Below are 21,548 nucleotides of genomic sequence, written 5' to 3'. Positions count from 1 at the left end.
GGCTGCGTTTTTTTTCGCCTGTTATTCTTGTCAGAGATGCCTTTTGTTTTTCGTCGCGAATTAATGTATTTCCTATGCTTACTTTTAAAACGTTGTGCCACAGCCGTTCATATTGCTGAAACGTTTAAACTGTAAGATGATTTTGTTTAATCGTATGTTTTAATTATATATTATTATAGTCCATTGCTTTAATCCTTTCCTGCATACCTCTGTAATGCTTTTTCATCTTTATGTGCACTTTGTCATATTTCGATAATTAATGATTAATTACTCATTGATAATTCGCGTCGCGAAAAATACTCTTGATGTTGATTTAACCGGTTACGCCTCTGGCGACCGCTTTTTATACCCGTTTGGGTTTTGCTCGTTTTTTTAGTCAACATGAGGAATCTCTATGCACAAGCACCGTAACAGGGGCAGGGGATCGGCTTACCTGAAACCTGCCATGTATTCTCTCGCCGGCACCTTACTGGGTGGCGGAATGATGTTTTCACAAGGGACCAAAGCAGCCGGTTTTATTGATGATTCCACACTGACCGGCGGTGTGTACTACTGGCAGCGTGAACGTGACCGCAAGGACATGGATCCGGCGAGTGACCACTACAAAGACTATACAACCAACCTTTCGCATTCTACCGCTAACCTGAACCTCGATTTTTCTTCCGGCTATGCCTGGGACATGTTTGGTATTGATATCGCAGCCTTTACGGCGATTGAAATGGCCGAGAGCAGCGAGAGCGGCCATCCCAACGAAATCGCCTTTTCTAACAGCAACCGCGCCTACGACGAAGATTACTCCGGGGATAAAAGTGGGGTCAGTCTTTATAAGGCAGCCGGTAAATTCAAATATGGCGGATTCTGGGGGCACGCAGGGTATATTCAGCCTACCGGACAGACGCTGATCGCACCGCACTGGAGCTTTATGCCGGGTACGTATCGCGGTGCGGAAGCCGGTTATAAACACGATTTCGGTGACCCGGGTGAACTGAGTTTCTCCTATATGTGGGCTGATGAATATAAATCGCCGTGGCATCTGGAAATGGATGATTTCCGCCAGAATGACAAGAAAACCGGCGTTTCTTATATTCATTCGCTCGGTGCGAAATATGATTTTAAAAATGACTTCGTACTGGAAGGCGCATTTGGCCAGGCTGAAAGTTATGTCGATCAGTACTTTGCTAAGGCCTCGTACAAAATGGATCTGCTGGGCAATCCGCTGACCACCAGCTATCAGTTCTATGGTGCAGAAGACCGCATCAGTGACAAGAATGATCCGAACAGTCTGTATGACGGTCTGGCATGGTTGCAGGCACTGACCTTTGGCTATACCACCGGGCAGTTTAACTGGCGTCTGGAAGGGACGATGGTGAAAGCGGAAGGGAATCAGGGCTACTTCCTGCAGCGCATGACCCCGACTTATTCTTCCTCAAACGGCCGTCTTGATGTGTGGTGGGACAACCGCTCGGACTTCAACGCCAACGGTGAAAAAGCAGTATATGCCGGCGTGCTTTATGATCTGGCGAAATGGGACCTGCCGGGGTTCGCGGTCGGTGGTTCGTACGTCTATGCGTGGGATGCCAAACCGAGCACCAACGCCGCTTATGACCAGAGCCAGCGTCTGAAAGAAAGCGCATGGAGCCTGGATGCGCTGTACACCATTCAGGAAGGGCGCGCCAAAGGGACGTTGTTCAAACTGCATTACACCCAGTACGACAACCATTCGGACATACCGAGCTGGGGCGGCGGTTACGGCAACATTTTCCAGGATGAAAAAGACGTGAAATTCATCGTTATCGCTCCATTTACTATTTTCTGAGGTCGCTATGTCGATGAATAAATTACTGATGATCATGGTTTCGGCTGTTTTGCTGGCCGGTTGTGCACCCACCGCCGATCAGGCACAAATATCCCAAACGCGGGAAGATTACCGTGCCTGTATCAATACGTCAGAAGGCAATCCGGACAAACTGGCATCCTGCGAGGTGTTACTGAATAAACTGAAACAGGAAAAAGCCCACCAGCAATTTGCAGAACAGGAGACGGTGCGCGTGGTGGATTATCAGCGATGTCTGACGGCGCGTAAAACTGGCGACGGTCAGGCATATGCTGCTGATTGCGGGAAAATCTGGCAGGAAATAAAAACGAACAATTCACCTAAGCCGTGAATCTCAGCAGCGAAACATACCCCGGCTTGCCGGGGTTTTTTATGCCTGCTATCCGGGCTCAATCTGCGTCGATATCAGACATAAAAAAACCGCTTTTCAGCGGTTAATTTAGTCAAAGCCTGTGCAGATTACTGCGCAGGTTTATCGTTGTGCAAAGAGTCATCTTCGCGGCAATCGCCTGCTTCACAGTGGCCGTACAGATACAGGCTGTGGTTGGTGAGCTTGATACCGTGTTTCTTAGCAATCTCACGCTGACGACCTTCAATATATTCGTCACGGAATTCGATCACACGACCGCAATCCAGACAGATCAGGTGGTCGTGGTGATGTTGCTGGGTCAGTTCGAATACGGACTTGCCGCCTTCGAAGTTATGACGGGTGACAATACCGGCGTCGTCAAACTGGTTCAGAACGCGGTAAACCGTCGCCAGGCCAATTTCTTCACCCATATCAATCAGTTGCTTGTAAAGATCTTCCGCACTAACGTGATGACCTTCCGGCGCTTGCAGCACTTCCAGGATTTTGAGGCGCGGAAGCGTGACTTTTAAGCCGGCTTTCTTCAGTGCGGTGTTGTTGTCAGTCATGCGGATTCAGTCCTGTTACTATGTGCTAATCAAGTTGAGGCATGCAGCCTGTGGCATCGGCGGCACAAAATTATTCGTTTAGTCTCTTCGTTTAACGCAATGTGCCAATTCTCGTCAACGACAGCCTGTTAATAAAGATCACAAATTGCCGGTCACATTTGGAATGCAACGACTTGATCAATAGAAAAAACAGAGGAACTCAGTGTACCTTGATACGACCGAAAGTTACAATTTTGTAGCAGTTAAATTGTTAATTTCAGTAATAGTTTGGCCCTTCAATTGTAGAATAAATCCTCAGGGCCAACAGGGTTTTTAGCCAATAATTTCAGAAAGGCTAAGTTCTTCTGTGATCTGTTTCACCCAGGCATCAACACGTTCGCTGGTCAGTTCGGGCTGACGATCTTCGTCAATTGCCAGTCCTATGAAGTGCTTATCATCCGCCAGGCCTTTAGATGCTTCAAAGTGGTAACCTTCGGTAGGCCAATGTCCGACAATCACTGCGCCGCGTGGCTCAATGATATCGCGCACGGTGCCCAGCGCATCGCAGAAATATTCGGCGTAGTCTTCCTGGTCACCGCAACCAAACAGTGCCACCAGCTTACCTTCGAAATCTATCTCTTCCAGCGTTGGGAAAAAGTCGTCCCAGTCACACTGCGCTTCACCGTAATACCAGGTTGGAATGCCGATAAGCAAAATATCGAATTTTTCCAGATCCTCTTTGCTGCTCTTCGCAATGTCATGCACCTCTGCAACATCTTTACCCAATTGCTTCTGGATCATTTTTGCGATGTTTTCGGTGTTACCTGTATCGGATCCAAAGAAGATACCTACAACGGCCATAAGATTACCTAACCTCTTGTTCTCAATGAAGTGCTCTGCAACGCAGGCAATAATAATGCAGATGATAGCAAACTCGTGCGGCGGAGAATATGCTTCTGCTCGCCTTCTTAACTGGGAAATAAGTTTATCGGGCAATATTTTTAAGTGTTATCGCCTTTGTGTGCTTTCACCTGCGGCGAATTAACCTCAGGGTTAATGAGGTCAAAAGCAAGTTTGAGAAATAAGTCGTCACAATACTAAATTTCGAGAACATTCCGCCGATAGATGATTCGGGAGCAATCTCAACATAATAAAGAAATCGATGCCCGGAGAGGTGTTCAAACATGTCCTGGGGCACTTGCCTGCTGGTTACCTGTCTTGATTCTCCGCATCCCCGTCAATCCTCAGGCCAGAAACAGACATGTTTCGAGAGAGGCATATCGTGCAGTTTTTAAAAAATATCACCATCAGGGCCGCTTTATTAACCATTCTTGGCATCTTTTGCGTCATGTGGGCAGGTGTTTCCCTTTACACCGTCACCTCACTGGACACACTGACCCAAAATACCAAAAATAGTACCGAGCTGGTCAACAATATGGCGCTGATCAATAAAGGAAATGATCAGTATTTTCGTACCGTGACGCGCCTGAGCCGCGCCGTGGCACAGCTTCAGGCCGATCCGTCAAAAGGTCCGGAAATTTTTGATACCGCCAAACAATCACTCAGCGGGCTGACGCAGGCACTGGCCAGTTTTAAAGCGGCACCGCATCCGGGGCTGGAAGATTCCTCCGTGCAGGAATTGATCACCAGTTGGGAAAATCTGATCACGCAGGGCGTCACGCCATTGTTCGACGCAGCCCGCAGCAAAAATACGGAGTCCTATAACCAGCTAGCCAATTCCACCGTACCTGCACTGAGCCGCAGCTTTGGCTCATCGATGGAGAAAGTCAGCGGTCAGATCGCTGTCGATTTTGATGCGGCACAACGGCAATCCACCCATCTGACGTCATTTAGCAAAGTGATTCTGCTGACGGCATTTGGTATCGGGCTGGTGATTTTATTGCTGACTGACCGTTATCTGGTGATGGCGCTGGTGAAGCCGCTGGATAAAATCCGCGGTCACTTCGCGGTGATCGCCAGCGGCGATCTGACGTTTTATCTGGAAGAATTCGGTAAAAACTGCGCCGGTAAGCTGATTCCGTTGCTGAACGAGATGCAGTTGAGCCTGGTCAATACCGTTCAGACCATCCGCAACTGCACCAATCACATCTATCAGGGCGCGTCAGAAATTTCAGCCGGGAACAACGATTTGTCTTCCCGTACGGAAGAACAGGCGTCGGCGCTGGAAGAAACCGCTGCCAGCATGGAAGAACTGACGGCTACCGTTAAACACAATGCCGATAACGCGCATCACGCCAGCCAGCTGGTGATGGAGGCTTCCACCACCGCGCAGAAGGGCGGCAACATCGTGGCAGACGTGGTCAGCACCATGAAAGATATCTCCGGCAGCTCGAAGAAAATTGCTGAAATCACTTCTGTGATTAACAGCATCGCTTTCCAGACCAACATTCTGGCGCTGAATGCTGCCGTCGAAGCGGCACGTGCGGGCGAGCAGGGGCGCGGTTTTGCAGTGGTTGCCAGCGAAGTGCGCAATCTTGCACAACGCAGTGCGCAGGCGGCGAAAGAAATCGAGCAGCTCATCAGCGAATCGGTTTCCCGCGTCGACAGCGGTTCGAAATTGGTTGAAAACGCCGGTCAGACGATGAATGAAGTGGTGCGCTCAATTACGCATGTCACTGACATCATGGCGGAAATCGCCTCTGCATCCGATGAGCAAAGCAAAGGAATCAGTCAGGTGGCGGTTGCCGTCACAGAAATGGACAGCGTCACACAGCAGAACGCCGCGCTGGTAGAACAGGCGTCGCAGGCTGCAGTATCACTGGAAGAGCAGGCTTCATTGCTGAACAATGCCGTTGCTACGTTCAAACTTAAAGATAGCGTGACGAGCGTCGGTTCACGTCCGGGGAAGTCAATTTCCGCACCGTTATTGCGTCCGGATACCAGCATGCTTTCGGCGAAAAGTGCTGAAAACTGGGAAACGTTCTGAGCAGGAAGACGTGAATTAATATGGAATAAGTAAGAAAAAACAAACGGGTAGCCTGAGAGGGTTACCCGCTTTTCAATCAGCCTTCATGACCGTTAAGATGCGACAGCAGCATCTCTTCAATCAATTCGCTACGACTGATATTGCGTTCTTCTGCCAGCTTATTGAGCATATCAACAGCATCGGCATTCATTTTCAGCTCCACACGACGCAGGCCGCTCGCTTTATCGCGGCGTAACTGGTTGCGCTTATTGATCCTGAGCTGTTCATCACGGGATAGCGGATTTGTTTTTGGACGCCCCGGACGACGGTCATCTGCGAACAGATCAATCGTCGTGCGATCCAGTTGTTCTTTTGCCATAGGTAGCGGTACAACCAGGGAAGTTTTTACATCGGAAAACCGCAAGCCGGTTCCTGACGAGCGTTTCACACATTTCGGGCTAAGAAACCCTGACCCAATTCACCTCCCGCGACTCACTGTGAGTAAACGGGGCGGCAAAATTATAGCGCGCAATCATACACTGGCGCACCAGGGGTTCACAACGCCTGATTACCCTGATTTCATGATAACTTCTTAAGTTGTGCAGACTTTTTGCACAATTTATCCCCAGGATGTTAAACCTCAGGCCGCATCGATGAAACGGTGCACCGCGCGCAGTACTGCATCGGGTTTTTCCGCGTGCACCCAATGACCGGCTCCCGCCACCACATGCGCTTTGGCCTGCGGAAATTGTCGGGCAATCGCGTCGCGATATTCATCCTGCACATACGGCGATAGCCCGCCACGGATAAACAGCGCCGGGTGATCCCACGGAGGCACGTCTTCCCAGCCGGTAATAGTTTCGTATTCACTGAGCAGCACCGGCACGTTAAAGCGCCATTCTCCCTGCTGGAATGATTTGAGCAGGAACTGGATCACGCCGTCTTCCTTTATATACGTGCGCATACATTCGGTAGCGGAGGTACGGTCGCGGAGTCCTGCCTCGGTCACGGCATTAATCGCCGCAAAAATCTCATCATGGCGACGCACGTGATAATCCACCGGCGCGACATCAATGGCGATCAACTTTTCGATACGGTCGGGGATCAGTGCCGTCAACGCCATCGCCGCTTTCCCACCCATTGAATGGCCGATCACAATGACTTTTTGGAAACCAACAGCATCCAGCGTTTCCACTAAATCCTGCGCCATGGTGGCGTAAGACATTTCATCAGAACGTCCTGACTGGCCGTGATTACGCAAATCCACCTGTAACACGTTATGCTGTTGTCTCAGGTCCCGGGCCAGAATGCCCAGATTATCAAGGGTGCCGAACAATCCGTGGATGAGCAAAACCGGCAGTGCAGTGCTGCCAGCGACTTCAGATTCTTGCAGGCGATAATGTAATTTCATAGAGAAGTTCATACAGATAAACAATCTCATTAGGTTATCATGACTTGCGGATAATTTTTTAAAACAGAAAGTTTCTGCCAGATGCCTGAGCGGGATTTGACTACCAGGAGCAGAACGGGCCGGAGCCTGCATGCAGCAAAATCGGGAAGTTGTCTGGATTTTACTTCGCGGCGCAATTCCTCTGTTTGTTACTGCGTAGAAATTTGTATAATCCTTTCGAATGAATTAAGTAGAAAAACAGTACTGGATAAAGATGAAAACTATTGAGGTTGACGAAGAACTCTACCGCTACATTGCCAGCCACACGCAAGCAATCGGTGAAAGTGCGTCTGATATTTTACGCCGTATGTTGAAGTTTACTGCCGGTCAGACCGCTCCTGCCGTACCAGTGACCACTTCTGTTATCGCCGGAACTGTCGCGCAGGAAAAACCTGCCGCCGCCGCCGCACCGACGTCGCGTGATAAAGTCCGCGCCGTTCGTGAACTGTTGCTGTCCGACGAATACGCAGAACAGACTAAAGCGGTTAACCGTTTTATGCTGATCCTCTCGACCTTGTATACCCTGAACCCTAAAGAATTTGCGACGGCGACCGACTCTCTGACCGGGCGCACGCGGACTTACTTTGCCGGTGACCAGCAAACCTTGCTGCAAAACGGCATTCATACCAAGCCTAAACACGTTCCCGGAACGCCGTATTGGGTTATTACGAATACCAACACAGGTCGCAAACGCAGCATGATTGAACACATCATGCAGCTCATGCAGTTCCCGACGGAACTGACTGACAAAGTTTGCGGCACCCTTTAATTTCAGCGTAAGGGAGAAGCGCCAGTGGCTAATCACCCCCGTGCAGGGCAACCTGCTCAGCAAAGCGATTTGATCAATGTGGCGCAGTTAACGTCACAGTACTACGTTCTGCAACCGGATCCGGCAAACACGGCGCATGCTGTGAAATTCGGCACGTCCGGCCATCGCGGTAGCGCGTTGCGTCACAGCTTTAATGAAGCGCATATTCTGGCGATTGCTCAGGCGATTGCCGAAGTGCGTAAAGAGCAGGGCACCACCGGGCCATGCTACGTGGGTAAAGACACGCACGCGTTGTCTGAACCGGCGTTTATTTCCGTGCTGGAAGTGCTGACCGCCAATGGCGTTGATGTCATTGTTCAGGAAAACAACGGGTTTACGCCGACACCGGCTGTGTCTCACGCCATTCTGACGCATAACCGTAACGGCGGCGCGCTGGCGGATGGCATCGTCATCACGCCTTCGCACAACCCACCGGAAGATGGCGGCATCAAATATAACCCGACCAACGGCGGTCCGGCGGATACCAACCTGACCTCCGTGATTGAGAAACGTGCTAACGCATTGCTGGCCGCGAAACTGACAGGTGTGAAACGTCAGTCTCTGGATCTGGCGTGGAAAAGTGGTCATCTGGCAGCGAAAGATTTGGTTCAGCCGTTTATCGAAGGGCTGACCGACATCGTTGATATGGCTGCGATTCAGAAAGCGGGTCTGAAACTGGGTGTGGATCCCCTCGGTGGTTCCGGTATCGAATACTGGAAACGCATCGCGGAGCATTACAAACTGGATCTGACGCTGGTGAACGATGAAGTCGATCAGACTTTCCGTTTCATGCATCTCGACCACGACGGCGTGATCCGTATGGACTGCTCGTCCGAATCCGCAATGGCGGGTCTGCTGGCGCTGCGTGATAAATTCGATCTGGCCTTTGCTAATGATCCTGACTATGACCGTCACGGTATCGTGACGCCTGCGGGTCTGATGAACCCGAACCATTATCTGGCGGTGGCGATTCAGTATCTGTTCCAGCACCGTCCGCAGTGGGGCAAAGACGTTGCCGTCGGTAAAACGCTGGTCTCAAGTGCGATGATCGACCGCGTGGTGGAAGATTTGGGCCGTAAACTGGTGGAAGTGCCGGTTGGTTTCAAATGGTTCGTTGATGGTTTGTTTGACGGCAGCTTCGGTTTTGGTGGCGAAGAAAGTGCAGGGGCTTCTTTCCTGCGTTTCGACGGCACGCCGTGGTCTACCGACAAAGACGGCATCATCATGTGCCTGCTGGCGGCGGAAATTACTGCCGTTACCGGTAAGAACCCGCAGGAACATTACAATGAGCTGGCTGCCCGCTTTGGCGCACCAAGCTACAACCGTATTCAGGCACCTGCGACTCATGCGCAGAAAGCCGCGTTGTCTAAACTTTCTCCTGAACAGGTGAAAGCCGACACGCTGGCCGGTGACCCGATCACCGCCCGTCTGACCAACGCACCGGGCAACGGCGCGTCCATCGGCGGCCTGAAAGTGATGACCAAAAACGGCTGGTTCGCGGCCCGTCCGTCCGGTACAGAAGAAGCTTACAAGATTTATTGTGAAAGCTTCCTCGGTGCTGAACACCGTGAGCAAATCGAGAAAGAAGCGGTAGAAATCGTCAGCAAAGTGCTTGCCGACGCTAAATAAGCCGTTCTCTGCTTCTCATCAAAGGCGCTGATTATTCAGCGCTTTTTTTTTGTCCATTTTTTGCCGGAAGTTCAGACATCAAAAAGAGTTATCTAAATGCATTTTTCGGCTTGCCAGTTTCTGAAAACCGATCTAGTTTAGATATATCGAAATGATTCGATATATCTAAATGGGACATAAATTATGTTTAGCAAAATGTTTGAAGGCCGCCATCGCGGTCACGGTAGCCGGGAAGAAGGGCATCGCGGCCATTGCCGTCATGAATCAGAACGCAGTGATCACAGTGAGCGTCACATGTTACGCCGTGATGGTCGTCATCGTGGGGAAGACAGGGGTGAGGAAGGGCGTGAACATCGCGGGCGTGGCGATGGTCGTCGGGGTGGTCGTGGCGAGCGCGGTGTACATCGTCTGTTCGAACACGGTGATTTACGCCGCGTCCTGCTGGCGCTGGTGGCGAAAAAACCGAGCCATGGTTATGAGTTGATCAAAGCGATTGAAGAGGCATCGTCAGGTCTTTACGTACCAAGCCCTGGCGTGATTTATCCGACGCTGACGCTGCTGGAAGAGCAGGATTTCCTCGAGCCTGTCGCCACCGGTAATGGCCGGAAAAGTTATCAGATCACCGAAGCCGGTAAAGTGGAACTGGCGCAACATCAGGCGGTGGTTGATGTGATTTTTGCCCGTCTGGCTGGCGCGCAGCGTCCGCGTGAAAACAACCTGGCAGAGGGCATTCATGAGTCGATGCACCGCCTGAGGCATGCACTGCGCGGTAACATGATGCGTGCGGATTTAACGCCGGAACAGGTGGTGCGGGTGAGTGCGATTTTGCAGCAGGCTGCAGAAAGTCTGGAAGCCGAATTTGCCGAAACCAAACCGCAGACTGACGAACCTAAGGCATAAAGCGATAGCCCACGCCGGTTTCGGTCAGTAAATGACGTGGCCGGGTGGCGTCGGCTTCCAGTTTCTGGCGCAAATGCCCCATGTAGATGCGCAGATAATGGCTGTGTTCGACGTAATTCGGGCCCCACACGTGGCTCAGTAACTGACGCTGAGTAATGACTTTGCCGCTGTTCGCCAGCAGTTCGGCCAGCAGACGAAACTCAATCGGCGTCAGATGACAATCATCACCGTTACGCTGTACGCGCCGGTTGATCAAATCTACCGTCACATCAGAAAACGTCACCAGCGGGCTTTCCTGCGCGCTGCCCGTATGGCGGCGCAGGGCCACACGAACCCGCGCCAGCAGTTCACCCACGCCAAACGGCTTGGTGAGAAAATCATCGGCACCGGCATCCAGCGCGGCAATTTTGTCTTCCTCACGGGTGCGTGCCGACAGCACAATAATCGGGATGGCGCTCCAGTGGCGCAAATCACGAATATAGGTCAGGCCGTCACCGTCTGGTAAACCGAGGTCGAGAATAACCAGATCCGGTTTACGCGTGCCGGCCTCAATCAGCCCGCGTTGCAGCGTTTCACTTTCAAACACCCGCAGGCCTTCCGCCTCCAGTGCCGTACGCACAAAGCGGCGGATCTCTTTTTCGTCTTCAACAATTAAAATATTTATCGGGGATGCGCTCACGATACCTCGTCGATGTCTGATTCCATGTCACTTTCCATCTCCGGCGATGCCTCGAGCGGCAGCCTGAAACGAAAACGCGCACCGCCGTTCGGGCCATTTTCCGCCCAGATCCGTCCGTCGTGCACCTCAATAATGGCACGACAAATCGCTAATCCCAACCCCACACCCGGAATGGCGGATTCTTTATTACCGCGGGCGAATTTTTCGAAAATGGTGTGCTCGGCGCCAGCCGGAATACCAGGGCCGTTATCCCAGACTTCCATCTCCAGCCATTCATCCAGCGGCGTGGCTTTAATGCCAATTGTCGCACCGGTTCCGGCATATTTATGGGCATTTTCCAGCAAATTGATCAGCACCCGTTCAATCAGGCTGGCATCGCAGTTAACCAACACCATTTCCTTCGGCAAATCAATTTCGATGTTGTCGTGCGCCAGTACGGGTTCGAGCATCCGCAATGCGCTGCCGGTGATTTCTTCCACTGACTGCCACTCTTTGCGCAAATTAAATCCGCCGGACTGAATGCGCGCCATATCCAGCAGATTATTCACCAGCCGCGTGGTGCTCAGCACCTGCTGGCGGATCTGGCTGGCCTGCGGTGCGTGCTTCGAGCCCTCCGACGCCAGATCCAGCGTAAGGATTTCCGCCTGCCCGAAAAGCACCGTCAGTGGGGTACGTAAATCGTGGGAAAGCGCTGAAAGCAGCGAGTTGCGCAATTGTTCGCGTTCGGTTTCCAGCCGTGCCGTTTCCGCGCGGGCAGCCAGATGCAGACGTTCAAGCGCATTGGCAATCAGCACGGTAAAGGTCTGCAACAGACGCTGCTGTTCAGGCACTAACAACTGACGGATATTCGGCGGTTCGACCGCCAGCAGGCCGCGTGATTCGCCGGATGCAATCAGCGGCAGAAGCTGGTACGGCACGCCAGGCAGGGTATCCGTGCCCGCACCGGCTGGCAGTTTTTTGTCGAAACTCCAGCGGGCGATAGCGTCATCCACCACAATCGAGGTGATTTCACCCGCAGGCTGCGCCAGTTCACCGTTCTCCTGCGGCAGCAAAATGGCGGTTTTGGCATTCAGACTGGAAGAAATAAAGTGGCGGCTGGTCTGCGCGATGGCTTCCGGCGTCAGCGACTGGCTCAGCCCTTTGGACATTTCATACAGATGCTGCGCACGCTTTTCACGGTGACGGGCGATACGCGCCTGATAACGCACCCCTGCTGTCAGGTTCCCGATCAGTATGCCGACAGTCAGCATCACGCCGAAAGTCACCAGATATTGCGCGTCAGTCACCGCCAGCGAGCCACGGGGTTGCACGAAAAACAGATCAAAGCTGATGACGTTAATCACCGCCGCCAGCACCGACGGCCAGCGGCCATAAAACAGCGCGACAATCACCACGCCGAGCAGATACACCATCACCAGATTGGCCTGATCGAACGTCGGCACCAGCCATTGCGACATCACGGTGATCACCGCGCACAGCGCCACGGCCAGCGCACAGCCCCACAACTGGCGACTGAAGCGATCAGCAAACGTGCGCGAGTCCTGCTCTTTGCGCAGGGGCGTGACCGGTGCATCTTCCAGCCCGACGACGATTAAATCGAGGTCGGGCGCGATTTCCGCCAGCTTATCAGCAAAACTGGCGCTGAATTTCCAGCGCTTTTCACGGCGTCTGCCGGTCATGATTTTGCCCAAACGATGTTCGCGGGCGTAACGCAAAATCGCCTGTTCCTCCTGCGGATCGGAGAGCGTGGCAGTTTCTGCCCCCAGTTCCTGCGCCAGTTTCAGGGAACGCAAAATGGCGCGACGCTGACCTTCAGGTAAACGGTGCAGACGCGGGGTTTCGACATACACCGCGTGCCAGACGCAACCGAGGCGCGCTGCCAGGCGCGAGGCGACGCGGACTAATTTCTCATTGCCGCCACCGTGACCGATACACAGCAACAGCGCATCGCGGGTATGCCAGACACGACTGATGCCCTGATCATCGCGGTATTCGCGCATCTGGTCGTCTACCCGGTCGGCGGTACGACGCAGGGACAGCTCGCGCAGGGCAATCAGATTGCCTTTGCGGAAGAAGTGTTCGATGGCGCGTTCGGCCTGACCGGGAATATAAACTTTGCCTTCTTTCAGGCGCTGACGCAGGGAGTCGGGGGGTAAATCCACCAGCACGACTTCGCTGGCGCCATCAAACAGACGGTCGGGAACCGTTTCACGAATAATGATGCCGGTGACGCCGCTGACCACATCGTTCAGGCTTTCCAGATGCTGAACGTTCACGGTGGTAAATACGTCGATACCGGCATCGAGTAACTCTTCGACATCCTGCCAGCGTTTCGGATGGCGCGAACCGGCAGCATTACTGTGCGCCAGTTCGTCCATCAGGATCAGGGCAGGGCGGCGGGCCAGCGCAGCATCGAGGTCAAACTCCTGCACCTGACGTCCGCGGTGTTGAATGCGTTTCGGCGGTAACAGAGAAAGCCCCGGCAACAGCGCCTGTGTTTCCTGCCTGCCGTGGGTTTCCACCACGCCAACCAGCACGTCGAGGCCGGTGGCGCGCAGGCGCTGCGCCTCCTGCAACATGGCAAAAGTTTTACCGACGCCCGCGCAGGCACCGAAAAAGACTTTCAGTTGCCCGCGTGGCTTCTCGTTGGCGAGCGCCAGCAGGCTGTCGGGATCGGGGCGATCTTCTGTCATATCATCCTGTGAGGTTGGTTAATGGGTTTTCAGTTCATCCAGCGCCTGATTCAGGCCGAGCACATTAACGACGTCGGGGCCAAGGTAACCAATCAGCGGTGATGATGTATTATCATCAATCAATTTATTCACTTGCGCCAGTGGCAGCCCGCGTGCGGCAGCAATGCGCGGAGCCTGCCATTGTGCCGCTTCCACTGAAATCTGCGGATCCAGTCCGCTGCCGCTGCTGGTCACCAGATCCACCGGCACCGTTGCCGGGCTTTGCGGATTGGCTTTGCGCAGCGCTGCCACGCGGTCTTTCACTGCCTGATCCAGCGCCGGGTTACTGGCCGCCAGATTACTCCCTGCCGACGCCATCGGGTTATACGGCGAATCGGAGGTGACGGACGGACGGCCCCAGAAGTAATCATTGCGGGTAAAATTCTGCCCGATCAGTTCTGAGCCAATCACTTTATTGCCGCTGTCTTTAATCAGCGAACCCATCGCCTGCGGGCGAAATACCAGCTCTGAAACGCCGGTGGTCAGCAGTGGATAAACGACGCCGGTCGCCAGCGTCAGCAGAACTGTCATCACCAGAGCCGGACGCACATAGGACATTCTTGTAACGGACATAATGGTCTTCCTTAAAAATCAGCTCAGATGTAAAACGGTCAGGATCACGTCTATCAGCTTGATACCCACAAACGGCACCAGCAGCCCGCCCGCACCATAAATCCACAGGTTACGGCGCAACAGGGCGGCGGCACTCATGGCTTTATAGCTCACCCCTTTCAGCGCCAGCGGGATCAGGAACACAATCACCAGGGCGTTGAAAATGACCGCCGACATAATGGCCGAAGACGGCGACGTCAGGTGCATCACGTTCAGCGCATTGAGTTGCGGATAGGTTGCCGCGAACGCCGCCGGGATAATGGCGAAATACTTCGCCACGTCGTTGGCAATACTGAAGGTGGTCAGCGAGCCGCGTGTCATCAGCATTTGTTTACCGATATGCACCACTTCAATCAGCTTGGTCGGGTTGGAGTCGAGATCGACCATGTTCCCGGCCTCCTTCGCTGCCTGCGTCCCGGAGTTCATCGCCACCGCGACATCGGCCTGTGCCAGCGCCGGCGCATCGTTGGTACCATCGCCGGTCATCGCCACCAGACGACCTTCTGACTGATACTGACGAATCAATGCCAGTTTGGCTTCCGGTGTGGCTTCCGCCAGAAAATCATCCACGCCCGCTTCGGCGGCAATCGCGGCGGCGGTCAGGCGGTTATCCCCGGTGATCATCACCGTTTTAATGCCCATTTTGCGCAGCTCGGCAAAGCGTTCCTTGATACCGCCTTTGACAATATCTTTCAGCTCTACCACGCCCAGCACTTTCGCGCCTTCAGCGACCACCAGCGGCGTGCCGCCTTTACGCGCCACGGTTTCCACCAGCCCCTCGACGGCTTTCGGGAAGGTACCGCCGTTGGATTCCACATGGCGACGGATAGCGTCAACCGCCCCTTTACGGATGCTGCGGTCACCGACGTTGACGCCGCTCATGCGGGTCTGCGCGGAGAAGGGCACGAAGGTTGCATTCAGCGAATGAATATCGCGTTCACGCAGGTTAAAGCGCTGCTTCGCCAGCACCACAATACTGCGGCCTTCCGGCGTTTCATCAGCCAGAGAGGATAACTGCGCGGCATCGGCCAGTTCCTGTTCCGTCACCTGCGGCGCGGGCAGGAACTGCGATGCCTGGCGGTTACCGAGCGTGATGGTGCCGGTTTTATCCAGCAGCAGCACATCCACGTCACCGGCGGCTTCCACCGCACGGCCGCTGGTGGCGATGACGTTCGCTTCCAGCATGCGGCTCATACCCGCCACGCCAATCGCCGACAGCAAACCGCCGATGGTGGTCGGGATCAGACACACCAGCAGGGCGACTAGCACGGTGACAGTCACCGGAATACCAGCGTGACTGGCGTCAACACTGAACAGCGAGAACGGATACAGCGTGGCGGTAGCCAGCACGAACACCAGCGTCAGCGCCACCAGCAAAATCGTCAGCGCCACTTCGTTTGGCGTTTTGCGGCGTTTCGCACCTTCGACCATCGCAATCATACGGTCGAGGAAGGTATCGCCTGGGTTCGCCGAACATTCGACCACCAGCCAGTCTGACAAGACGCGCGTCCCGCCGGTGACCGAGGAGAAGTCGCCGCCGGATTCGCGGATCACCGGCGCAGATTCACCGGTAATGGCGCTTTCATCCACCGACGCACCGCCGATCAGCACTTCACCGTCGCATGGCACGGTATCGCCTGCTTCGATCAGCACGTAATCGCCTTTGCGCAGGGTATCGGCGGCGACTTTAATCACCGGCGATTCAGGGCGTGGTTCGTAGATTTTTTTCGCCCAACTGGTTTTCTGCACGCCTTTCAGGCTCTGCGCCTGCGCCTTGCTGCGGCCTTCCGCCAGTGCTTCGGCGAAGTTGGCGAACAGCACGGTAAACCACAGCCACAGCGACACGCTGCCGGTAAAAGCCGCGCTGCCGTCGGTCCGGTGCAGCAGAATTGCCAGCCAGATCAGTGTGGTCAGAATGCTGCCCAGATACACCACGAACATCACCGGATTGCGCCACTGAACACGGGGATCCAGTTTTTTCACCGAATCCAGCAGGGCAGTGCGGATCAGACGGGGTTCAAATAACGCACGTTGTTTACGACTCATCTTTTTAGTCTCTATATTCATCAGTTCAACGAGTTACGCAGCATTACTGTGCTGACCAGACCTGCAAATGTTCTGCCACCGGTCCCAGCGCCAGCGCCGGAATAAAGGTCAGTGCACCGACTAACAACACGGTACCGACCAGCAGACCGATGAACAGCGGGCCGGACGTCGGCAACGTGCCGTTGCCTGCCTGCTGGCGTTTTTTCATCACCAGAGAACCGGCAATCGCCAGCACCGGAATGATGACGCCGAAGCGGCCGAAGAACATACAGGCTGCCAGCAACAGGTTGTAGAACGGCGTATTGACGCTCAGCCCGGCAAACGCACTGCCGTTGTTATTGGCGGCGGAAGACACCGCATACAGCACTTCACTGAATCCGTGCGCGCCGGGGTTTAAAATGCCTGCGCGACCGGCGTCGGTGACCAGCGCCAGTGCCGTGCCGAGCAGCACCAGCGTCGGTGTCACCAGGATTGCCAGCGCGGTCATCTTCATATCGTAAACGTCTATTTTCTTACCGAGATATTCCGGTGTACGGCCAATCATCAGCCCGGCGATAAACACCGTCAGCAGTACAAACAGCAGCATGCCGTACAGACCGGAACCCACGCCGCCGAACACCACTTCGCCAATCTGCATCAGCCACATCGGCACCATACCGCCGAGTGCCGTAAAGGAATCGTGCATGGCGTTGACCGCACCGCACGAGGCCGCCGTAGTGACGACGGCGTACAGGCTGGAGGCCAGAATGCCGAAGCGGCTTTCCTTACCTTCCATATTAAAATTGCTGCTGGCACCAAGTGCTATGAAGTGCGGATTGCCTTTAAGCTCGGCGTACATCACTACCACGACCGACACCACGAAAATCACCGACATCGCCCAGACCAGCGCGTGCCCCTGACGGTTATCGCCGACCACGCGGCCAAAAGCGAAGCACAAGGCACAAGGGATAATGAAGATCGCCAGCATCTGCACCATGTTGGTCAGTGCGGTCGGGTTCTCAAACGGATGGGCAGAGTTAGCACCAAAGAAGCCACCACCGTTGGTGCCGAGCATTTTGATCGCTTCCTGCGAAGCCACCGGCCCCATAGGTAAGGTCTGTTGCAGGCCTTCCAGTGTGGTGATGTGCTGGTACGCTTCGAAGTTTTGCAGTACACCCTGACTGACGAAAAACAGTGCCAGCAGGAAAGCCACCGGCAGCAGCAGATACAGTGTGATGCGCCATAAATCCGTCCAGGCATTGCCGATGGTGTGTGCTGAAGGGCGTGCAAAGGCGCGGATCAGGGCAAACGCCACGGCGATACCGGTCGCTGCGGAGAGGAAGTTTTGCACAGTCAGCCCGACCATCTGGCTGAGATAGCTCAGCGTGCTTTCGCCGCTGTAAGCCTGCCAGTTGGTGTTGGTCACGAAACTCACTGCGGTATTAAAGGCCAGATCCCATGACAATCCGCCGAAATGCTGCGGGTTCATCGGCAATACGCCTTGCGCCATCAGCAGCGCCATCAGCACGATAATGCCCAGAATGTTAAATACCATGATCGCCAGTGCATACTGCCACCAGTTCATTTCAGCATTGCTGCTGCCAGACGTGCGTAAAACACCGTTTTCTATGCGCTGAATAAATGCGCCGGGCTGTCCTTCAATCAGTTGAGCAATAAAGTTACCCAGTGGTTTTGCCAGCAGCAAAAGCACCAGCATAAAACTGGCAATCAGTAAGAATCCGGTTGCAGCCATTTAAAAATCCTCCGCATTCAGCAGGGCATAAACCAGATAGCCGAGCAGCAGAAGAACCAGTAATGCGCCGCAGATTACGCCAACACTCACAATCCACCTCCACAGGTGTGTTTTTATGTTGTGGCGAGAATAAGGAAAGGCGGGAAAAGATCCTGAAAAGAAAGCGTTCCTGCGTGTAAAAAAAGTATAAAAATTCCTTCGTCCTTAAAGCCACAGCGGCGTTACCTGCGCTCACTAACCCGAATCACTGACCTGAGTCCGCTCATCGGGATGCTTTCGCCTGCTGCCTTGCTGTTACTCCAATGACTTAGGAATTGGTGGTTAACCTGGGTTACGTATTTATTTAACCATTTTGTAACTCAATTACAGCAACAGGCCAAAATTGGCGAAAATTTACACTTTAAAGTGGTCAGATGAGTAGTAAAATTTCATCAATTGCAGTATATTTTTCACAACTTACAGTTTCCGAAAACTTTCCAAATTGCACAGGAGCAACGCGATGAATGATTACACGCCATACACAATGACCCGCATACTGGCCCGCCGCGCTTTTGTTATCGCTGCCGGTGTTCTGGCCCTGCCGGTTATGCTGTTCCGCGCTGACCGCGCCCGTTTTTACAGCTATTTACACCGCGTCTGGATGAAAACCAGCGATAAGCCGGTATGGCTGAGTCATGCCGAGATGGCGACCCAAGACTTTTACTGATTTAGCTCTCTCCCCTGCGAAGGGGAGGCGCCAGAAACCCCGTTCCCCGCGGGGTTTTTTATTGCCTGTCGATAAACCTGTACAATATTATTTTTATGTATAACTTGTGCTAAAGTTATACATAAGGGTGATGAATCAATGCCACCTCTTACTTTCCTTTCTGGGACACAAGGCGCCGACAATGACGAAAACAATTCCGATTGGTATCAGTGCATGCCTGCTGGGTGAAAATGTCCGCTTTGATGGCGGGCATAAACGTCTGGCGTTTGCCGTAGAGCAACTGGCGCCTTATGTGCGGTTCGAGCCGATCTGCCCGGAAATGGCGATAGGCTTACCGACGCCGCGTCCGGCGCTGCGTCTGGTGAAAATGGATGACAGTATCGTGATGCGTTTCAGCAATGACGAGAGCATCGACGTCACCGAAAAGATGCAGAGTTACGCCGAAAAACGCGTGGCGCCGCTGACCGGCCTTTGCGGTTATATCGTCTGTGCAAAATCCCCGAGCTGCGGGATGGAGCGGGTGCGGGTGTACAGCGCTAACGGTAAAGATGCCAAAAAAGCCGGTATCGGGATGTATACCGCCGAGCTGATGAAACAGCATCCGTGGTTGCCGGTGGAAGAAGATGGCCGGTTAAACGATCCGGTGCTGCGGGAGAATTTTGTTGAGCGCGTTTTTGCGCTGTTTGAACTGAACCAGCTTCGCGAAAGTGGCCTGACGCGCGGCAAACTGATGGCATTTCACAGCCGTTATAAACTCATTTTGCTGGCCCATTCTCAGCCGGAATATCGTGAGCTGGGGCGCTTTGTGGCTGCGATGGCAGAGTGGGATTCCCTTGAGGACTACTTCACTGAATACCGGTTACGGCTGATGAACCTGTTGATCCACAAAGCCACGCGCCGCAATCACACCAACGTGCTGATGCATGTGCAGGGGTATTTCCGCAAACAGCTGAGTTCGCCGCAGCGTCAGGAACTTGCGGGCCTGATCGACCGCTATCGCCAGGGCATGCAGCCATTGCTGGCGCCGATCACCTTGCTCAAACATTACATGTCGGAATACCCGGATGCCTATCTGGCTGACCAGCGTTATTTCGAGCCTTATCCGGAAGCTTTAAAACTTCGATACGGACATTAATACGGATATAAAAGGGAAAATATGACCACGCATTTAGTCTGGTTCCGTAATGACCTGCGGATAACCGACAATCGCGCGTTGCATGCCGCCTGTGAAGACCCGCAGGCGCGTGTTATTGCCGTATTTGTTGCCACGCCCGAACAGTGGAAACAACATGAAATGGCACCGCGGCAGGCGATGTTTATTTATCAACATCTTCAGGCGTTACAGCATGCGCTGGCTGAGCGTGGCATCGGTCTGCATTACCACCAGTGTGATGATTTTGCCGACAGCGTGGCGTGGCTGAAAGATTTCTGCAAAACCGAAAAAGTGGATGCGCTGTTTTACAATAAACAGTATGAGTTCAACGAGCGTCAGCGTGATGCGGCGCTGGAGAACGCGGTCAGTGAATCGGTCATCTGCCACGCTTTTGACGACAGTCTGCTGCTGCCGCCGGGTTCGGTAATGACCGGCAATAATGAAATGTACAAGGTTTATACGCCTTTTCGCCGCGCGTTTTTATCCCGCCTGACCGAATCTGACAGCCGTTCGCTGCCTGCGCCACAGGCGCGAGAAAATGCTGAAAAAGTGGTGACACACCGGCTGATGCCGTTCGATTATCCGCTGGCGGATATCGGCGATCATTTTGCGATTGGCGAGGAAGCCGCGCGTAACCGGCTGCGCAGTTTTTGTCGTGAACAGGTGCAGGATTACCTCGAACAACGTGATTTACCGGCGGTCGACGGCACCAGTTCGCTTTCGCCGTATCTGGCCATTGGCGTGCTTTCGCCGCGCCAGTGTCTGAACCGTCTGCGCGCCGAATGCCCGGACGTGCTGGAGAAAACCGACGGCGGCGCGTTCGGCTGGCTGAATGAGCTGGTGTGGCGCGAGTTTTACCGCCATCTGATCGTCGCCTGGCCGAAACTTTGCAAACATCAGCCGTTCGTTGCATGGACTGACAACGTGCGCTGGCGTCATGCGCCCGATGATTTGCAGGCGTGGAAAGACGGGAAAACCGGTTATCCGATTGTAGATGCGGCTATGCGTCAGCTGAATGCGACGGGCTGGATGCATAACCGTCTGCGTATGATTGTCGCCAGTTTTCTGGTGAAGGATTTACTGATCAACTGGCGTGAAGGCGAACGCTATTTCATGTCGCAACTTCTGGATGGTGATCTGGCGGCCAACAACGGCGGCTGGCAGTGGGGTGCCTCGACGGGGACTGACGCCGCGCCGTATTTTCGTATTTTCAATCCGACGACACAGGGCGAACGTTTTGATAAAGCCGGAAGCTTTATCAAAGCCTGGGTGCCTGAACTCGCGGATGTGCCGGAAAGAGACATTCATCAACCGCATCGCTGGGCGGAAAAACATCATCGCGTGCTAGACTACCCGCTGCCGGTTATTGATCACGCGCAGGCGAGAAAAGACACGCTCGCGGCGTTTGAGGCGGCAAAAAACCGGTCAGACTGACTTTACTCTCTCA

Annotated in this window: 19 protein-coding genes; 9 read left to right on the top strand and 10 right to left on the bottom strand. The window is 53.7% G+C overall.

What is annotated here, in order from left to right:
• The first annotated feature begins 445 nt into the window (after positions 1 to 445).
• On the top strand, positions 446 to 1,816 hold the full coding sequence (gene chiP, locus AC1DUO_RS12355) for a chitoporin ChiP (RefSeq protein WP_240433002.1): 1,371 nt from the start codon (positions 446 to 448) through the stop codon (positions 1,814 to 1,816).
• A gap of 13 nt (positions 1,817 to 1,829) precedes the next feature.
• Positions 1,830 to 2,165 carry a ChiQ/YbfN family lipoprotein gene (gene chiQ, locus AC1DUO_RS12350; protein WP_015690261.1) on the top strand — a complete coding sequence of 112 codons (336 nt, stop codon included), beginning with the start codon at positions 1,830 to 1,832 and terminating at the stop codon, positions 2,163 to 2,165.
• 128 nt (positions 2,166 to 2,293) lie between these two features.
• On the opposite strand, the gene fur is transcribed toward chiQ, so the two are convergent.
• Complete coding sequence (fur, locus tag AC1DUO_RS12345) at positions 2,294 to 2,749, bottom strand: ferric iron uptake transcriptional regulator (protein ID WP_013576469.1); 456 nt, start codon at positions 2,747 to 2,749, stop codon at positions 2,294 to 2,296.
• Between the two features lie 312 nt (positions 2,750 to 3,061).
• A complete protein-coding gene (gene fldA, locus AC1DUO_RS12340; RefSeq protein ID WP_013576468.1) occupies positions 3,062 to 3,589 on the bottom strand; it encodes a flavodoxin FldA in 528 nt (175 codons plus the stop codon).
• Positions 3,590 to 4,010: 421 nt separating this feature from the next.
• Here fldA and AC1DUO_RS12335 point away from each other — a divergent pair, with 421 nt between their 5' ends.
• Positions 4,011 to 5,675, top strand: coding sequence for a methyl-accepting chemotaxis protein (locus tag AC1DUO_RS12335; RefSeq protein WP_015690260.1), 1,665 nt, complete (start codon positions 4,011 to 4,013; stop codon positions 5,673 to 5,675).
• A gap of 76 nt (positions 5,676 to 5,751) precedes the next feature.
• On the opposite strand, the gene ybfE is transcribed toward AC1DUO_RS12335, so the two are convergent.
• Positions 5,752 to 6,033: a LexA regulated protein gene (gene ybfE, locus AC1DUO_RS12330; RefSeq protein WP_015690259.1), complete on the bottom strand. Its 282-nt coding sequence runs from the start codon at positions 6,031 to 6,033 to the stop codon at positions 5,752 to 5,754.
• Between the two features lie 261 nt (positions 6,034 to 6,294).
• Positions 6,295 to 7,077 carry an esterase gene (gene ybfF, locus AC1DUO_RS12325; protein ID WP_119262248.1) on the bottom strand — a complete coding sequence of 261 codons (783 nt, stop codon included), beginning with the start codon at positions 7,075 to 7,077 and terminating at the stop codon, positions 6,295 to 6,297.
• Between the two features lie 241 nt (positions 7,078 to 7,318).
• Here ybfF and seqA point away from each other — a divergent pair, with 241 nt between their 5' ends.
• The 3 genes from seqA to AC1DUO_RS12310 all read left to right on the top strand — a co-directional run bounded on the left by seqA (position 7,319) and on the right by AC1DUO_RS12310 (position 10,441).
• The gene (seqA, locus tag AC1DUO_RS12320; RefSeq protein WP_037037064.1) at positions 7,319 to 7,873 is read left to right on the top strand and encodes a replication initiation negative regulator SeqA; all 555 of its coding nucleotides are present in this window, start codon (positions 7,319 to 7,321) and stop codon (positions 7,871 to 7,873) included.
• 24 nt (positions 7,874 to 7,897) lie between these two features.
• The gene (gene pgm, locus AC1DUO_RS12315; protein ID WP_119261854.1) at positions 7,898 to 9,541 is read left to right on the top strand and encodes a phosphoglucomutase (alpha-D-glucose-1,6-bisphosphate-dependent); all 1,644 of its coding nucleotides are present in this window, start codon (positions 7,898 to 7,900) and stop codon (positions 9,539 to 9,541) included.
• 183 nt (positions 9,542 to 9,724) lie between these two features.
• Positions 9,725 to 10,441, top strand: a complete 717-nt coding sequence (locus AC1DUO_RS12310) for a PadR family transcriptional regulator (RefSeq protein WP_013576462.1) — start codon at positions 9,725 to 9,727, stop codon at positions 10,439 to 10,441.
• Here the strand turns inward: AC1DUO_RS12310 and kdpE are convergent.
• The 6 genes from kdpE to AC1DUO_RS12280 are packed head-to-tail and all read right to left on the bottom strand — an operon-like array spanning position 10,431 to position 18,332.
• Entirely contained in the window at positions 10,431 to 11,120 is a 690-nt protein-coding gene (kdpE, locus tag AC1DUO_RS12305) for a two-component system response regulator KdpE (protein ID WP_013576461.1), read from the bottom strand. The two genes, AC1DUO_RS12310 and kdpE, sit on opposite strands and share 11 nt — an antisense overlap.
• Positions 11,117 to 13,813, bottom strand: coding sequence for a two-component system sensor histidine kinase KdpD (gene kdpD / locus AC1DUO_RS12300; protein ID WP_037037073.1), 2,697 nt, complete (start codon positions 13,811 to 13,813; stop codon positions 11,117 to 11,119). Before kdpD ends, kdpE begins: the two co-directional genes overlap by 4 nt.
• An 18-nt stretch (positions 13,814 to 13,831) precedes the next feature.
• On the bottom strand, positions 13,832 to 14,410 hold the full coding sequence (kdpC, locus tag AC1DUO_RS12295) for a potassium-transporting ATPase subunit KdpC (RefSeq protein ID WP_173362110.1): 579 nt from the start codon (positions 14,408 to 14,410) through the stop codon (positions 13,832 to 13,834).
• 33 nt (positions 14,411 to 14,443) lie between these two features.
• Entirely contained in the window at positions 14,444 to 16,510 is a 2,067-nt protein-coding gene (kdpB, locus tag AC1DUO_RS12290) for a potassium-transporting ATPase subunit KdpB (protein WP_013576458.1), read from the bottom strand.
• Positions 16,511 to 16,553: 43 nt separating this feature from the next.
• Positions 16,554 to 18,242: a potassium-transporting ATPase subunit KdpA gene (kdpA, locus tag AC1DUO_RS12285; RefSeq protein WP_013576457.1), complete on the bottom strand. Its 1,689-nt coding sequence runs from the start codon at positions 18,240 to 18,242 to the stop codon at positions 16,554 to 16,556.
• Positions 18,243 to 18,332: a K(+)-transporting ATPase subunit F gene (locus AC1DUO_RS12280; RefSeq protein WP_071823630.1), complete on the bottom strand. Its 90-nt coding sequence runs from the start codon at positions 18,330 to 18,332 to the stop codon at positions 18,243 to 18,245.
• Positions 18,333 to 18,741: 409 nt separating this feature from the next.
• Here AC1DUO_RS12280 and AC1DUO_RS12275 point away from each other — a divergent pair, with 409 nt between their 5' ends.
• From AC1DUO_RS12275 to phrB, 3 genes are all read left to right on the top strand, one after another.
• Positions 18,742 to 18,948, top strand: a complete 207-nt coding sequence (locus AC1DUO_RS12275; RefSeq protein ID WP_013576456.1) for a YbfA family protein — start codon at positions 18,742 to 18,744, stop codon at positions 18,946 to 18,948.
• A 181-nt stretch (positions 18,949 to 19,129) separates the two neighbouring features.
• Positions 19,130 to 20,083: a YbgA family protein gene (locus AC1DUO_RS12270; RefSeq protein WP_119261853.1), complete on the top strand. Its 954-nt coding sequence runs from the start codon at positions 19,130 to 19,132 to the stop codon at positions 20,081 to 20,083.
• 21 nt (positions 20,084 to 20,104) lie between these two features.
• Positions 20,105 to 21,535 (top strand): deoxyribodipyrimidine photo-lyase, encoded by a 1,431-nt coding sequence (gene phrB, locus AC1DUO_RS12265; protein ID WP_119261852.1) that lies wholly within the window; start codon positions 20,105 to 20,107, stop codon positions 21,533 to 21,535.
• Positions 21,536 to 21,548 lie beyond the last annotated feature (13 nt).

It is taken from the genome of Rahnella sp. P4_A8, from assembly GCF_056402435.1.
The sequence above is the reverse complement of the archived record's forward strand: the minus strand, read 5'-3'. Positions and strand labels throughout refer to the sequence as shown.

Coding starts and splice junctions, on each gene's coding strand:
- AC1DUO_RS12270 (WP_119261853.1), top strand. CDS start 19,130: ATGACGAAAACAATTCCGATTGGTATCAGTGCATGCCTGCTGGGTGAA.
- AC1DUO_RS12310 (WP_013576462.1), top strand. CDS start 9,725: ATGTTTAGCAAAATGTTTGAAGGCCGCCATCGCGGTCACGGTAGCCGG.
- chiQ (WP_015690261.1), top strand. CDS start 1,830: ATGAATAAATTACTGATGATCATGGTTTCGGCTGTTTTGCTGGCCGGT.
- AC1DUO_RS12275 (WP_013576456.1), top strand. CDS start 18,742: ATGAATGATTACACGCCATACACAATGACCCGCATACTGGCCCGCCGC.
- kdpB (WP_013576458.1), bottom strand. CDS start 16,510: ATGAGTCGTAAACAACGTGCGTTATTTGAACCCCGTCTGATCCGCACT.
- phrB (WP_119261852.1), top strand. CDS start 20,105: ATGACCACGCATTTAGTCTGGTTCCGTAATGACCTGCGGATAACCGAC.
- kdpD (WP_037037073.1), bottom strand. CDS start 13,813: ATGACAGAAGATCGCCCCGATCCCGACAGCCTGCTGGCGCTCGCCAAC.
- kdpC (WP_173362110.1), bottom strand. CDS start 14,410: ATGTCCTATGTGCGTCCGGCTCTGGTGATGACAGTTCTGCTGACGCTG.
- fur (WP_013576469.1), bottom strand. CDS start 2,749: ATGACTGACAACAACACCGCACTGAAGAAAGCCGGCTTAAAAGTCACG.
- ybfE (WP_015690259.1), bottom strand. CDS start 6,033: ATGGCAAAAGAACAACTGGATCGCACGACGATTGATCTGTTCGCAGAT.
- chiP (WP_240433002.1), top strand. CDS start 446: ATGTATTCTCTCGCCGGCACCTTACTGGGTGGCGGAATGATGTTTTCA.
- fldA (WP_013576468.1), bottom strand. CDS start 3,589: ATGGCCGTTGTAGGTATCTTCTTTGGATCCGATACAGGTAACACCGAA.
- ybfF (WP_119262248.1), bottom strand. CDS start 7,077: ATGAACTTCTCTATGAAATTACATTATCGCCTGCAAGAATCTGAAGTC.
- kdpA (WP_013576457.1), bottom strand. CDS start 18,242: ATGGCTGCAACCGGATTCTTACTGATTGCCAGTTTTATGCTGGTGCTT.
- seqA (WP_037037064.1), top strand. CDS start 7,319: ATGAAAACTATTGAGGTTGACGAAGAACTCTACCGCTACATTGCCAGC.